At 38.9% G+C, this 14,881-nt stretch carries 11 protein-coding genes and 2 tRNA genes; 7 read left to right on the top strand and 6 right to left on the bottom strand.

Translation table 11 applies throughout. The features are described from left to right. Window positions 1–56 precede the first annotated feature (56 nt). Both B2X72_RS22155 and chrA read left to right on the top strand, forming a co-directional pair. On the top strand, window positions 57–578 hold the full coding sequence (locus B2X72_RS22155; protein ID WP_075994015.1) for an OmpA family protein: 522 nt from the start codon (window positions 57–59) through the stop codon (window positions 576–578). Window positions 579–781: 203 nt separating this feature from the next. Next, window positions 782–2,110: a chromate efflux transporter gene (gene chrA, locus B2X72_RS22160; RefSeq protein WP_115049411.1), complete on the top strand. Its 1,329-nt coding sequence runs from the start codon at window positions 782–784 to the stop codon at window positions 2,108–2,110. A 138-nt stretch (window positions 2,111–2,248) separates the two neighbouring features. Here the strand turns inward: chrA and B2X72_RS22165 are convergent. The 3 genes from B2X72_RS22165 to B2X72_RS22175 form a co-directional block, all read right to left on the bottom strand. After that, window positions 2,249–2,333: transfer RNA gene (locus B2X72_RS22165), tRNA-Leu, on the bottom strand. A 5-nt stretch (window positions 2,334–2,338) separates the two neighbouring features. Beyond that, a tRNA-Gly gene (locus B2X72_RS22170) sits at window positions 2,339–2,411 on the bottom strand. A 112-nt stretch (window positions 2,412–2,523) separates the two neighbouring features. Beyond that, window positions 2,524–3,012, bottom strand: a complete 489-nt coding sequence (locus B2X72_RS22175) for a regulatory protein RecX (protein WP_088162796.1) — start codon at window positions 3,010–3,012, stop codon at window positions 2,524–2,526. Window positions 3,013–3,089: 77 nt separating this feature from the next. On the opposite strand from B2X72_RS22175, the gene B2X72_RS22180 reads away from it, so the two are divergent. Together B2X72_RS22180 and B2X72_RS22185 are read left to right on the top strand one after the other, a co-directional pair. Next, window positions 3,090–5,531: a bifunctional UDP-N-acetylmuramoyl-tripeptide:D-alanyl-D-alanine ligase/alanine racemase gene (locus B2X72_RS22180; protein ID WP_088162795.1), complete on the top strand. Its 2,442-nt coding sequence runs from the start codon at window positions 3,090–3,092 to the stop codon at window positions 5,529–5,531. A 44-nt stretch (window positions 5,532–5,575) separates the two neighbouring features. Further along, entirely contained in the window at window positions 5,576–6,175 is a 600-nt protein-coding gene (locus B2X72_RS22185) for a DUF502 domain-containing protein (protein WP_088162794.1), read from the top strand. 139 nt (window positions 6,176–6,314) lie between these two features. On the opposite strand, the gene B2X72_RS22190 is transcribed toward B2X72_RS22185, so the two are convergent. After that, window positions 6,315–7,217 (bottom strand): pirin family protein, encoded by a 903-nt coding sequence (locus B2X72_RS22190; protein WP_088162793.1) that lies wholly within the window; start codon window positions 7,215–7,217, stop codon window positions 6,315–6,317. A 45-nt stretch (window positions 7,218–7,262) separates the two neighbouring features. On the opposite strand from B2X72_RS22190, the gene B2X72_RS22195 reads away from it, so the two are divergent. Continuing rightward, a complete protein-coding gene (locus tag B2X72_RS22195; protein WP_115046816.1) occupies window positions 7,263–7,862 on the top strand; it encodes a hypothetical protein in 600 nt (199 codons plus the stop codon). Here B2X72_RS22195 and B2X72_RS22200 read toward each other — a convergent pair. After that, window positions 7,859–8,641 (bottom strand): Cof-type HAD-IIB family hydrolase, encoded by a 783-nt coding sequence (locus tag B2X72_RS22200; protein WP_088162791.1) that lies wholly within the window; start codon window positions 8,639–8,641, stop codon window positions 7,859–7,861. The two genes, B2X72_RS22195 and B2X72_RS22200, sit on opposite strands and share 4 nt — an antisense overlap. Window positions 8,642–9,290: 649 nt before the next feature. Here B2X72_RS22200 and dnaE point away from each other — a divergent pair. Both dnaE and trxA read left to right on the top strand, forming a co-directional pair. Beyond that, a complete protein-coding gene (dnaE, locus tag B2X72_RS22205) occupies window positions 9,291–13,709 on the top strand; it encodes a DNA polymerase III subunit alpha (RefSeq protein WP_088162789.1) in 4,419 nt (1,472 codons plus the stop codon). A gap of 124 nt (window positions 13,710–13,833) precedes the next feature. Next, window positions 13,834–14,154 carry a thioredoxin gene (gene trxA / locus B2X72_RS22210; RefSeq protein WP_046671752.1) on the top strand — a complete coding sequence of 107 codons (321 nt, stop codon included), beginning with the start codon at window positions 13,834–13,836 and terminating at the stop codon, window positions 14,152–14,154. A 577-nt stretch (window positions 14,155–14,731) separates the two neighbouring features. Here trxA and B2X72_RS22215 read toward each other — a convergent pair. Beyond that, window positions 14,732–14,872, bottom strand: a complete 141-nt coding sequence (locus B2X72_RS22215) for a 50S ribosomal L9 C-terminal domain-containing protein (protein ID WP_414711806.1) — start codon at window positions 14,870–14,872, stop codon at window positions 14,732–14,734. Window positions 14,873–14,881 lie beyond the last annotated feature (9 nt).

Consider the following 14,881-nt stretch of genomic DNA (forward strand, 5'->3'; position numbering starts at 1 on the left):
GACTTTTTTCGCTATATTTACTTGCTTAAATCGATATTAAATACGTTAGAAACGACATGCTTAGAAAAATTAATTTGGGAATTTTAACCTTATGTGCAAGTTTATCGTTATTTTCCTGTAAACAACAAGCTATTGTAGTCAATCCAGGTGCAGTTGTAACAAAAGATGGAACTGATGATGGTTTGAAAAATGTGAAGAAGGATTTTAATGACGCGAAAAGAACTGATGAAGGGATTAAGTTTAGTATATCGTCTGATTTATTGTTTCCAACAAACTCTTCTTACCTATCTGAGAAGGCAAAAACTGAAGTTAGTAAATTGGCGTTGATCTTGAAGGAAAGTAATAATAAGATCAAAGTTGATGGGTATACTGATGCTACGGGTACTGTTGAGTATAATCAGTGGCTTTCCGATAAAAGAGCGGCGTCTGTTAAGAAGTTCTTGGTAGATTCAGGGGTTGCTGAATCACGCATTACGGCAAAAGGTTTCGGTCAGTCAAATCCAGTTGGAGATAATAAAAGTCCGGAAGGACGTCAAAAAAATAGAAGAGTGGAAGTTACTATTTTAGATAAAAAATAGTTTATCAGACCAATTCTTAATATAAAAAAAGCGAGATATTTAAGATATCTCGCTTTTTTTATGCAGTTATATGGCGGTTTTACACCGCTGTATATGGTCTCCCGAAACAAGGTGTTTTAAAACAGGAGACATCGGAATGGGGCCTGTTCTGCAGAAATTGTTTTCGATAAAATCCGGGCCTAAGACAAATAGCGTTGAAAAAGATGAATTTAGAGGAAGAAAATAATAGACAGAAGCCAATTTTTCGGGAAGCCATGTGGTTTTGGTTTGAGTTAGGTTGGATAAGTTTTGGTGGAACAACCGGCCATGTGACCATTATGCACGATTTTTTGGTCGAAAAGAAAAGATGGGTAAGTAACAGGAAGTTTTTTCAGGCACTTAATGCATGTATGTTGTTGCCGGGACCGGAAGCGCATCAATTGACGATTTATTTAGGATGGAAGTTGCACGGCATAAAAGGTGCTGTGTTGGCCGGGGTATTTTTTATTGTTCCCTCACTTCTTATTATATGCGGACTCAGTACACTATATGCGCACTATGGCAACACCGCATTGTTTATTGCTTTATTTTCGGGTTTAAAACCTGCAGTTCTTGCGATCATTATATTTGCAACCTTTCGGGTGGGGCAGAAATCTCTTGTCAGTACATGGCATTATTTGGTAGCATTGGCCGCTTTTCTTCTATCGTATTTTGCTGGGGTTCCAATGCCCTGGATTATTATGGGTGTGATCGCTGTTGGTCTATTACTATATGCAATCTTGTCAAAAACTTCCAAAATTGATGCTAATCGTGAAAATGAAGACAAGCAGTTCGAATCTACTTATTATGTCAATACGCTCGAAACACTTCCTTCGGTATCCTACCGTCGTATTTCTCTTCAGGTGTTGCTGTTTTTCTTACTATGGTTGATTCCGTTGAGCATTTTGCTGTTTTTTACCATCGACACGGAATTTTGGAAGACACTTTCTTTTTTATTTACAAAGTCTGCGTATTTGACGATTGGAGGTTCTTATACAGTCATTCCCTATGTTGCAGCTCTTGTGACAGAGAAATTGTTTTGGCTTTCGAAGAGCCAGATGATAGATGGATTTGCTCTTGCAGAGACGACCCCGGGGCCTTTAGTGGTTGTTTTGGCCTATGTTGGTTTTATGGCTGGCTTCAATCATTTTCATCAGTCCTATTCCATGGCCGCAATAGGTTTGATCACTACAGCATATTTTACCTTTTTGCCAAACTTTGCCTTGATTTTTGTTGGGGCACCACTGATTGAACGGACCCAAAAAAATACATGTATACAATTTATCCTATCTTTAGTGACTGCATCCGTAGTTGGTGTAATCGTTAATTTAGCCTGTTATTTAGGTATAGGGATTCTATTTCCAAGTGGTGTCAGTTCTTGGTATGCCATTGAGCCGATGGCTCTGGTTTGGGTGCTATTTTCACTTTTTCTTTTATTCAAGTATAAAATAGGCATGTTGAAACTTATATTGTTGAGTTTGGCCTACGGCTTTCTCTTATTTTTATGGCGATAAAATAAAATGTCCATTGGCTGATGAGCTTCGCAAGCAAGTTTATTAAAGATTGAAGGGCGTTTTGTGAATTTGATAGGGCCATTCGAGGTAATATACGCGCATAAACAAGAAAAGCCCATCGTTAGATGAGCTTTCTTGTACCTAGGGCGGGAATCGAACCCGCACTCCCTTAACGGGAACAGGATTTTAAGTCCTGCGTGTCTACCAGTTCCACCACCTAGGCAGGTGAGCGAAAAACGAGATTCGAACTCGCGACCCCAACCTTGGCAAGGTTGTGCTCTACCAGCTGAGCTATTTTCGCATTGGAATTTTATTTCAATTTTTAAAAGAACCTTGCGTTCCTTTTTGGTGATGCAAATATAGAGCGAAAATTCAATATTGCAAAATATTTATTTACTTTCTTTCTGTGTTTTTTATAACTCCTTTGAATTCAGTGTAGAAAAAATTAAATCACTTTCAAATCCGCGGGATAGTGCAAACTGATAAACTTTGTTTTTAACTGCATAGTGGTTCTTACCACTAATTTCACGGAGTTTTTTGTCAATGATATGATTTAAGATTTGTTCATATTCATCTGGATCGATTTGCTTAAATGCAATTTTTATCAATTGTTCGGATACCCTTTTTGCTTTGAGTGCCTGCTTGATTTTTACTTTACCCCAGCCTTTCATGCGGAGTTTTCCGTTACAGTAGGCAATAGCAAAGCGTTCTTCATTTAAAAAATTATCGCTGATCAAATTGGCCAATACATTTTCGACTTCTACTTCATTCAGTCCCCAGCTGTAGAGCTTATCGCGTACTTCTTGCTGTGCGCGTTCTTGATAGACGCAATAGCTTTCCGCTTTCAACTGCGCCTGATGCTGCGTTAATATCTTCTTGTTTCTTTTTTCTTCGTCAAACATATTGTCAAAATTTCAAAAATAATATGAAATAACTAAAAAAATGTTCAGTTTTGACACAATCAAAATATATCAGGAGAATGTACAAAATATCGGAAATCGCCCAGATTTTACATCCCAATCGCACATTTATCACGGATCCCAATTCTTTTGTCCAGCATTTATTTTATGACAGCCGTAAAATTGCTCAGGCGGACAACGGGATTTTTTTTGCACTTCAGAAGAACAGAGATGGTCATCGGTATATCCGGGAAGCCTACGAAAAAGGAGTTCGTAATTTTGTGCTTCAGGCCGATGAGGGACAGGAAATGGAGCTTTTGGAAGCTAATATTCTTTGGGTAGCGGATAGTTTAGTTGCTATGCAGGAGCTGGCAACTTTTCATCGTCAGAAATTTGATTCTCCTGTCATTGGAATTACTGGGAGCAATGGCAAAACGATTGTAAAAGAGTGGCTTTTCCAGCTTATGTCTCCTGAATATAAGATTTACCGAAGTCCTAAGAGCTATAATTCTCAACTTGGTGTGGCGTTGTCCTTGTGGGGGTTATCCGATCAGTATAATCTTGCGCTAATCGAAGCGGGGATTTCAGAAAAGGGGGAAATGCTGCGCCTTGAGCAGATGATAAAACCAACTATAGGACTATTGACCAACATCGGTGTTGCCCATAAAGCTGGTTTTAAATCTAAGGAGGAAAAGATTTATGAAAAGCTCGAGCTTTTTAAAAATGTTGAAACCATGATTTTTCCAAACAGTTACCTCGAAAATATTCAATTGCCTTATAGGCCACGAAAATTTTCTTGGGGGCTTGATGAGGGCCTTTCTTTGGAAGTGTATTCCATCAAACAGGTTAACGACCGATTTACTATGGTCACGTTCTATTATACCGGTCGCACCTTTGCTGTTGAAGTGCCGTTTGTGGATAAAGGAAATGTTGAGAACGCGATAAATTGTGTAGCGGTGATGCTACGTTTTGGTTATGAAAATGAAGTGATCGCATCGAGGATTAAAGAGTTGCAGCCAGTGGCGATGCGTCTTGAGTTAAAAAAAGGAAAAAAGAATAGCTCAATTATCGATGACTCGTATAGTAATGATCTAGATGCGCTGCAGATAGCCCTGGAGTTTTTAAATCAGCAAGGACAGCATCCGTTCAAGATGTTGATATTGTCGGATATCCCTGGTGTCCATATCGAAGATGAAAAAAGTTTGTCCAAGCTGAAACGTTTGCTTCGTGAGTATCGTTTGGATAAATTGATATTGATAGGTGAAGTGTTGCCTAAAGTGGCAGCACAATTTGAAGTGCCTTCTATTTCATATAGCGATACAACTGCTTTCTTGGCCGATATTAGGTCGCTTTCTTTTGAAAATGCCACGGTATTATTGAAAGGAGGACGTGAGTTTCATTTTGAACGTATCAGTCAGCTTTTAGTTGCAAAATCGCATGATACCGTGCTTGAAATCAATTTGAATGCACTCGAGAATAATTTGAACGTATATCGACAGCTCCTGCCGAAACAAGTGAAACTGATGACCATGGTCAAAGCTTTTTCTTATGGTAGTGGAAGCTTCGAGATCGCAAATCTTTTGCAATTCAATCGGGTGGATTATCTGACGGTTGCTTTTGCGGATGAGGGAGTTGATTTGCGTGGTGCAGGCATAAAATTACCTATTGTAGTGATGAGTCCTGATGAAAGTTCTTTTGAGTCCATTGTTCAGTATAACCTTGAACCGGAAATTTATAGCTTTAGAATATTGTTCTCCTTTTTGAATTTTCTGAAAACGAAACAAATAGCTTCTTTTCCGATTCATATTAAGATAGATACAGGTATGCATCGGTTGGGTTTTATGCCTGACGAGGTCGATCGTTTAATAGCTGTGTTAGGTGCGGAAGCGGTTTTAGAGGTTAAATCTGCATTTTCCCACTTAGCGTCTGCAGGTAATGAAAAGGATCGGGAATTTACACAGCGACAAATTGATCTGCTGGATGAGTTTACAAAGCGTCTCGAAAGTGGTATAGGATATTCTTTTCTACGTCATATTGCAGCAACATCGGGTATTGAATTGTGGCCGAATGCGTATTTTGATATGGTGAGGTTGGGGATAGGTCTCTATGGTATCGATATTGAGCGCCATGATTTACCCATTAGGGAGGCGAGTACCTTGAAAACGAATGTGACACAAATTAAATACCTCCCAGCAGGTGAAACCGTAGGTTATAATAGGCACGGCGTCCTGTATAGAGACAGTAAGATTGCGACAATTAAAATTGGTTATGCAGACGGTTACGATAGGCGTTTTGGTAACGGTGTCGGTAAAATGTTGATAAACGGTTTTTTAGTCCCTACTATAGGTGATATATGTATGGATATGTGTATGTTGGACGTAACGGATGTGGAAGTTGGAGAGGAAGATGAAGTTATCGTTTACCCTGATATAAAGTCAGCGGCGAAGACTATAGGGACGATTCCCTATGAACTGCTGACGAGTATTTCCCAACGCGTAAAAAGAGTATATTTTTATGAATAATAAAGGATATTCTGCATTTTTGAATAATATTTGATTTTCAATTCATGTTTAGCAAATTAATCAGAGGATTTATTAATTATTTGATACGAGGTGTCCTGGTAGTGGTTCCTCTAGCTGGTGCAATTTTTTTAATAGTTTGGATTGTTGCATCAGTTGATTCGGCATTGAATCTAACTGAACATTTTTTGGAGGATGATAGGGGGCACCCCTTGTATATTCCAGGAATAGGTATTCTGACCGTTATTTTGGTATTGGTTCTGGCGGGGCTTATTTTTACAAATTTTGTGACAGACCCCATTAAAGTGTGGATTAATCATCAGATCCAGCGGATTCCACTTTTAAATACATTATATTCTTCGATTAAAGATTTTACGGAGGCCTTTGTTGGTGATGCAAAGAAATTTAATGAACCTGTCCTGGTGACGGTGAATGAGTTTGGTCTGAAAAAGATAGGTTTCTTAACGCAGCATGATTTAAAAAGCATTGGGCTTGAAGAAGAAGTTATGGTGTATTTTCCATATTCCTACTCTTTTGCAGGGCAGGTTGTCATTATCAGTGCAGATAAGGTGAAAAAATTAGATATGTCTCCAACAGATGCCATGAAACTCGTTGTTTCCGGTGGTGTGAGCGGGATAGCCCATTAGTCGGCTTTCATATCGCTTAAGTAAAAATGCTGGAAGTCGTTGTATGATTTCCAGCATTTTTATTTTTGCCTATTGTGTCTTTCAACGTGTGCGACTTTTTCAATTTATACGTCCACGTTGTTATCGGTTCAGGATATTGTTATTGATTTTTTTTCTGTCCTAAAGTCGGATTTACTGGTGGGATTGGAATATAGCCGTCATCGCCAGGTACTTTTGGAAATTCGTGATTTTCCCATTTTTCGCGCGCTATTTTTAAAGTTTCAATGTCTGAAGCGACGAAGTTCCAGTCGATATATCGTTGTTCAGGAAAAGGTTCACCACCAAAAATGTAAACTGAAGTACCCGCCTTCATTTCGAATTCACATAGTTTTGCATCCTTGGCAACTAAAATCTGTTTTGGACCGAATTCCTGGCCTTCCGCATGAACAGTTCCATGAAGGATATATAATCCACTTTCGCCATATAGGTAATCGCCCAGTTTGATGGTCGCATCTTGTTCTGCTTTGATTTCAATAAGATATAATGGACTATATACCGGAACCTCGGAACGATGGTTTTTAATTTCACCTGCAATTAAACGATAAGATACACCCTCTTCGGTCCAATGTGGAAGCTGTGGTTCTTCTATGTGAACAAAATTAGGTTCCATTTTTTCGAGTTCTTTTGGTAGGGCCACCCAAATCTGCAGCCCATGTAGGTCGTGCGGGGTAGATCTCAGCTGTTCGGGAGTTCTTTCGGAATGTGTGACACCCTTACCTGCCGTCATCCAATTGACTGCTCCAGGTTTGATCTCCACGGCATTTCCTAAGCTGTCACGGTGCATAATGCTACCTTCGAATAGATAAGTCAATGTGGATAACCCGATATGCGGATGTGGAGCAATATCCATAAAGTGCGGTTCGGCAATGTTATCAGGTCCCATGTGGTCGATAAAAATAAAAGGGCCGACCATACGTTTCTGCCTGAAAGGAAGAAGTCGCCCAACTAAGAAATTGCCTATGTCAGCGGCTCTTTCTTCAATAACTATTGCAATATTTGACATAATGTTTCCTTATTTTTGTGTTTCTAATCTACAGCAATTTAAGAAATGTCGAGTATAATCAATCGTTTTTTGGGTAAAAAGAGTGTAAGAAATGAAGAGCTTTTAGCACTGGCGGATAGGTTGTCTTTTAGGAACAGTCAGCTGGACAGTTTTTTGATAGGGCATTTTATACAACGTGACAAAATAGATTCAGCGGACTATTTTGCTTTTCAAGAGCAGTTGCTTAAGCTTCATGTTGACCGATTTGAGGCTATGCAGGTGGAGCTTAACTTGTTGAACCAATATTTGCAGTTGGCTGAGCGTTTTCTTCCAGCAGGTTTTTCAGTCAAATGGGAAAATAAGCTACAGTTTCAGGATGAAATTATGTTGCCGTCGCTTATTCTTTTTCCTGTGGTACAGCATGCTGTTGAAAATGGTTATAATACGATGTCTTCTCATCCAGTTCGGATCCGGTTATCGGGCTCATCCAAACTGATTATGCTGGAAGTTAGCTATCGCGTGAACCATTACCTGGAAAGTCAGTTTAGTAGCACATTGATACGTGATTTTCGATACCGATTGGACTATCTTTTTCCGGAAAAACATAATTTGCTGATGAATAGCAACAGCAATACTTCTCGAATAACTTTAACTATCCAACTTTAGATGATATTGAAGTGTTTTAATGCATTCCAGATACCATTTTCATCAACGCTGTCTGTTATATAATCTGCAATTTCTTTTACCTCGGGATTTGCATTACCCATAGCAATTCCAATATGGGTGTGCGCTAGCATTGTAATATCATTTCCGCCGTCGCCAAATGACATGGTTTCTTCCAAGCTGAAGTTGAAATGATCTAAAAAAACATCTATTCCAATTTTTTTGCTTTGCCCCATCGGATTGACATCAGCAAAAACGGGCGTCCATCTCGACGCAACTGAATTTGGCATCACATTTTCCATAAATTCAGCTTCTTCTTCAGGATTGATGAAAACATTGACCTGCATAACTGAGTCAAGATCAAAATCCTTTTCGTAATCCCGAACTGGTGGGGTGGGGACATTGACCTGCTGGTACATTTGGAATACCTCCGGTGTAACCTGGTTCAAGGAAATTTCTTTTTCAGACATGAATGAAAAAGTCAGGTCTTCACGCTTTTTAGCATAATCCAATAAGGAGCGAATGTCTTTTTGAGGAATGTTATTTTTATAAATTACGTCCTGTTCCTTCGTGACGCAATACCCGCCATTGAAGGTGATATATCCATCAAAATCGAGGTAACGAATATGCCCCAGCTGATTGTAGGATCTTCCTGTTGAAACAAATACCTTGATGTTTTTTTCTTTTAATAATTGAAATGCTTGTTGAGTAGATTCGGGAACTTGATGTGTTTTGAAACTTAGCAAAGTTCCATCGATGTCAAAAAAGATAGCTTTAATCATGGATTTTTGGGTCAAAATCAAATATACTAAATACTTGGGATAGTGTAACTATTACAATATTAAATTTGAGGTGTTTTATCGCCCATAGGCTTATCTCGTTTTTAATTGTATTGAGGATAAGTATGCCCAAATGGAAAACAGTCGGTCTGTAGATGCTAAGTTGCGGTTTTAGATGAGAATTTTTACCACACTGGGGAGAGAGCAATAAATATCAACCGCATAATTAGAAGGAAATAAAATCGGAGATACAAGGGGATTAATAGGGAGATTATAGGGGTTCATCCGAATGAGGTCCGAATGAGGTCCCTATAAAGTCCCTATGAAGTACGTGTTAAAAAAACTGGTAATTTGAAGTTGGTATACTGTTAGATCTTTTGATATACATGATAAAAAAGAGCTCGAGGGCTTGATGATTTGGCCTGATATTGACTTTTTCGATGCAAATAAAAAGAGAAAGATAAAGGAGTTTATGATACTGTTTCTTGTTAAAGCGAAACAACTGCAAGATATCGTGTAACGCCAGATTTTCTTTAGTGGATTTTCGCAAAAATCTGACACAATCTTCTCTAATAATTTCGTAAATTTCAAGTTCAAAAAAATGTAAATTGTCTTGCATTTAATGTATTGTATTAAAGAGGGTTAGAATTTTATGTATATTATTTTCGATACGGAAACGACGGGTTTGCCTAAGCGTTGGGACGCACCAATTACCGATACGGACAATTGGCCTCGCTGTATTCAATTGGCTTGGCAGATCCATGATGAGATGGGAAATTTGGTCGAACATCACGATTTCTTGATTAAGCCAGATGGATTTGATATACCCTATGACTCTGAAAAAATACACGGCATATCGACTGCATTGGCCGAAGAACAGGGATTGCCGCTTCAGGAGGTCCTAGAGAAATTTAATGTGGCATTGAATAAAGCCAAGTTTGTTGTTGGACAAAATATTGGTTTTGATTTGAATATCATGGGCTGTGAATTTTACCGTTATGGTGTTGCGTCCAATATGGCTAATATGCCTGTATTGGATACCTGTACGGAAGTAACAGCTGAACTGCTGAAAATTCCAGGCGGTCGCGGTGGGCGTTTTAAATTACCCAATTTGACCGAGCTGCATTCTTATTTATTCGGGGTGCCGTTTGCTGAGGCACATAATGCAACAGCCGACGTTGAGGCGACAACACGTTGTTTTCTGGAGCTTGTCAGAAGAGAGGTATTCACTGCCGAAGAACTTCAGGTCGATACGGGCTACTTTGTCGATTTTAAAACCAACAACCCGGGGCCTATACCCACTGTTGGACTGAAACATATCAACCTAAAAGCAGCTTCTGATGAAATTAGAAAACGGTCTCAGCCAGATGAAGTCAAGGTTGTCGTTGATGCGGACGCGTTAGCAGCTTTAAAGGATGCCAAATTTGCCCATTTACATAACCACTCTCAGTTTTCGATCCTGCAGTCGACGATGTCGTACGATAAGTTAGTTTCGGCAGCGGTCAAGGATAATATGCCTGCTGTTGCGTTAACGGATCACGGAAATATGATGGGGGCTTTTGAGTTTGTTTCTCGTGTTATAGGCCATAATAAAGAAGTTGAAGCACAAAATGCGGAGGCAGTTGAGAATGGAGAGGAGCCTACTGGTCAGCTTTTAAAGCCAATTGTTGGTTGTGAGTTTTTTGTTTGTGAAAACCACAAAGATAAGTCCAGGAAGGATAATGGTTATCAGATTGTGTTATTGGCGAAAAATAAACGCGGGTACCATAATCTGGCTAAACTGGCTTCTTTTGCTTATACGTCTGGGTTCTATTATGTTCCGCGGATTGATAAAGATCTTATTCTTCAATACAAGGAAGATGTTATTGCGCTGTCAGGTAACTTACAGGGGGAGGTGCCGAATAAAATACTGAATATTGGTGAGAGCCAGGCCGAAGAAGCTTTGCTGTGGTGGAAAGAACAATTTGGGGATGATTTTTACCTGGAATTGATGCGTCATGGTCAGGAAGATGAGGATCGTGTGAACCAAACGTTGCTGAAGTTTTCCCGTAAATATGAGGTTAAAGTTGTTGCGACCAATAATACATATTATGAGAAGAAAGGCGATGCGCATGCACATGATATTTTGCTGTGTGTGAAAGATGGTGAGAAGCTCTCAACGCCTAAAGGTAGGGGACGAGGGTTTCGTTTTGGTTTACCGAATCAGGAGTATTATTTCAAGTCTTCAGACGAAATGAAGACTTTGTTTAATGATCTGCCTGAAGCGATTCTAAATATTCAGGAGATTGTCGATAAGGTAGAGATATTTAAGTTAAACCGCGATGTCCTTTTGCCTAAATTTGATATACCCGAAGAATTTCAGGTGGAAGCCGATCTTGAAGATGGTGGAAAACGTGGTGAAAATAAATACCTGGCCCATCTTTGTTATGTGGGGGCGGAGAAACGCTATGAAGAAATTACGACTGATATTCGGGAGCGCCTAGACTTTGAGTTGGCTACCATCGAGAAAACGGGGTATCCGGGTTACTTTTTGATTGTTCAAGATTTTATTGCGGCAGCCCGAGATATGGGAGTTTCCGTGGGGCCAGGACGGGGATCTGCTGCTGGTTCGGCGGTAGCCTATTGTTTGGGAATTACCAATATCGATCCGATTAAATATGACTTGCTTTTTGAGCGTTTCTTGAATCCCGACCGTGTGTCAATGCCGGATATCGATATCGATTTTGATGACGAGGGGCGTGGTCGTGTCATGCAATATGTAATCAATAAATATGGCGCTAGTCAGGTTGCCCAGATTATTACCTATGGTACAATGGCAGCGAAGTCATCCATCAAAGATACAGCGCGTGTATTGGACTTACCTTTGGGTGATGCCAATGAGATTGCCAAGCTGATTCCGAATCTTAAATTATCCAAGATTTTTACTTTAGATGATGCCGGCTTAAAGGAAAAGCTGAGAACTGAGGAAATTGAAGCTGTTAATCGGTTGAAATCTATTGCTGATGGTGCTGGATTGGAGGCTGAAACGATCAGACAGGCCCGGGTTTTGGAGGGTTCTGTCCGAAATACAGGTATCCATGCCTGTGGTGTTATTATTACGCCAGACGATATTACTAATTTCGTTCCTGTTTCTTTGGCAAAAGACTCGGATCTTTATGTGACGCAGTTCGATAACCACGTTGTTGAAAGTGCCGGTTTGCTGAAAATGGACTTTTTGGGTTTAAAGACACTTACACTGATTAAAGATACAGTCGAAAATGTCAAATTAAGCCATGGTATCGTGCTGGATCCGGATCAATTTCCGATCGACGATGAGCTTACTTATGAGCTCTTTCAACGTGGAGAGACCATCGGGGTGTTTCAGTATGAATCTCCTGGAATGCAGAAATACATGCGGGACCTTAAGCCGACGGTATTTGCCGATTTGATTGCGATGAATGCACTTTATCGCCCGGGTCCAATAGAGTATATTCCAAGTTTTATTAAGCGTAAGCATGGTATAGATCCTATTGTTTACGATTTGGATGCCTGTGAGGAATATTTGAAAGAAACGTATGGAATTACGGTATACCAGGAGCAGGTAATGCTTTTGTCTCAAAAGTTAGCTGGATTTTCGAAAGGTGATGCCGACGTTTTGCGTAAGGCTATGGGTAAGAAGCAAAAGGCGGTACTGGATAAGATGAAGCCTAAGTTTGTTTCACAGGCAGAGGAGAAAGGACATAATGCAAAAGTTTTGGAGAAGATCTGGACCGACTGGGAAGCTTTTGCAAGTTATGCATTTAATAAATCCCATTCTACCTGTTATGCTTGGGTTGCTTATCAAACAGCCTATTTGAAAGCGCATTTTCCAGCGGAATATATGGCTGCGGTACTTTCTAACAATATGAATGACATCAAGCAGGTGACGTTCTTTATGGAGGAATGTAAGCGTATGGGACTAGAGGTGCTTGGTCCTGATGTGAATGAATCCTATTATAAGTTTACGGTAAATGAGTCTGGAGCTATTCGTTTTGGGATAGGTGCAGTTAAAGGTGTCGGGGCAGGAGCAGTAGATGCTATCGTGCAAACTCGACAATCAGGATTGTATAAATCTGTTTTCGATATGGCCAAACGGATTGATCTTCGTGCGGTCAACAAGAAAGCTTTCGAGAGTCTGGCTTATGCTGGTGGTTTTGATAGTTTCGATAATACGCATCGTGCACAGTATTTTCATTCGGATGAAAGTTCTACAGGAATGGAAAAGGCGATACGATTCGGCCAGCGTTTTAAAGAAAATGAAAGTTCGGCCCAGGCGAGCTTGTTTGGTGTAGGTGGTGCTGCAGAATTGCCGGAACCTGTTTTGGCACCCTGTCCGCAATGGGGATTGATTGAAAAGCTTAAATATGAAAAAGATGTTATCGGTATTTATTTGACCAGTCACCCCTTAGATACATACCGCTTTGAGATAGAACATTTTTGTCAGAATTCGGTTTCGGATTTGGCATTGATCAACAAAGTTAAGGCGGCAGAGGTCGATGAAGAGACTTTGCTTGAGTTTAATCGAATCAAGAATAAAGAATTGGTGATCGGTGGTATTATCGCATCGGCAAACCATCGATTAACGAAGACTGGTAAACCTTTTGCGTCGTTTATCATAGAAGATTATAGTGATTCTTATGATATGGCAGTTTTTGGCGAAGAGTACGTCAAGTTAAAGGGCTATTTGCAAGAAGGCTATTTTGTACAATTGCGGGGTTTGGTACAGGAGCGTTTCAGGCAGGTTGGAAATTGGGGCTTTGAGCTGCGCAGTGTACAGTTACTTTCGGATCTTCGTGAGAAGATGGCGAAGAGTTTTACGATCAATATTCCTTTACCTAAGTTGAATGAAGCATTTCTTGACGGAATCAAAGATATACTGGCGCAAAATGAGATTGAGGGGGTTGTGCCAAATTGTCAATTAAAGTTTAAAATTTGGGATCCCCAAGATGAAATATCTGTCGAAATGCCAGCTAAAAGTCTGAAAATAAACCTAACAAATGAATTTTTGGACTGTATAGATAAGTTTGAAGGGATAAATTACCGATTGAATTAGTTTGGATTGGAATTTGTGTAATTAAGATTACAAATACATTGGTAGTTGTTACTATCTTTGTTTATTGATTTTAGCAATTAAATAGTATTAAAGATATAACTTCGGTTTATAAAATTAAAAGATTATGGCATTAGAAATTACAGATAGCAACTTTGAAGAAGTTGTCTTAAAAGCAGACAAACCAGTATTAATTGATTTTTGGGCAGAATGGTGTGGTCCTTGCCGTATGGTAGGTCCTGTGGTTGAAGAACTGGCTAAGGATTATGAAGGTAAAGCTGTTGTAGGAAAAGTAAATGTGGATGAAAATCCAGAGATTTCTGTTCGTTATGGCATTCGTAATATTCCAGCTTTATTGTTCTTTAAAAATGGAGAAATTGTTGATAAACAAATTGGAGCTGTTCCAAAATCAGTATTGAACGAGAAATTAGAAAAACAATTAGCATAACTTAGTTAAATGACAAAAAAAGCCTGGAATATTCTATTTCAGGCTTTTTTTGTTTTTAAAATCCAATTTTTTTGATTTTATTTCGACTTTTAGTTGTTTTGTGTATATATTTTATTTGTTTTGATGTGTTTTGTTTCTGTATTTTATTTATTTTGGTGTATTTTATGCTTTTGTTTTGTTTTTTAGTAGTTTAATGTGTTGTATTTTTTTGTGTTTTTGTGTTTTAATATGGTTTTATTGTTAGTTTTTATGTATTTGTGTTTAATTTTTTATAAAAAATCAATTTTATTTGCAAAAACCAATATTTTTTGCTTCTTTTGAGTATTGAAATTGGTTTTCGAAAAGAATTTGTTTCGATTTTTTTGATTTTGATATTGTTTTTTTTGACTCGATGATTTAGGAGTTATTTTTTTGAAAAAAAATAGAAATTGACAAAGATTTTCCCTTTCAAATACCCTAGATTATGCCTCGCGTTGCTCTCCGTAACGCGAGTTTTTTTTTGGCTAAAGTATGGGTAAAAACAAAAGCAGCTATCCGAAAGGATAGCCGCTTTTTATTATTGACTAAATAAACTGAATTATTCAGCAATTACTTCGAAAGGAACTTGAACTTTCACTTCTTTGTGTAAGTTTAAGTTTGCGATGTATTCACCTAATTCTTTAGGTTCTACTTCGAAAGTGATACGACGACGATCTACATCAAAACCTTTTGCTTTCAACGCATCAGC

It is taken from the genome of Sphingobacterium sp. UBA7253 (assembly GCF_002472745.1).
GTDB classification, from domain to species: Bacteria; Bacteroidota; Bacteroidia; order Sphingobacteriales; family Sphingobacteriaceae; genus Sphingobacterium; species Sphingobacterium siyangense.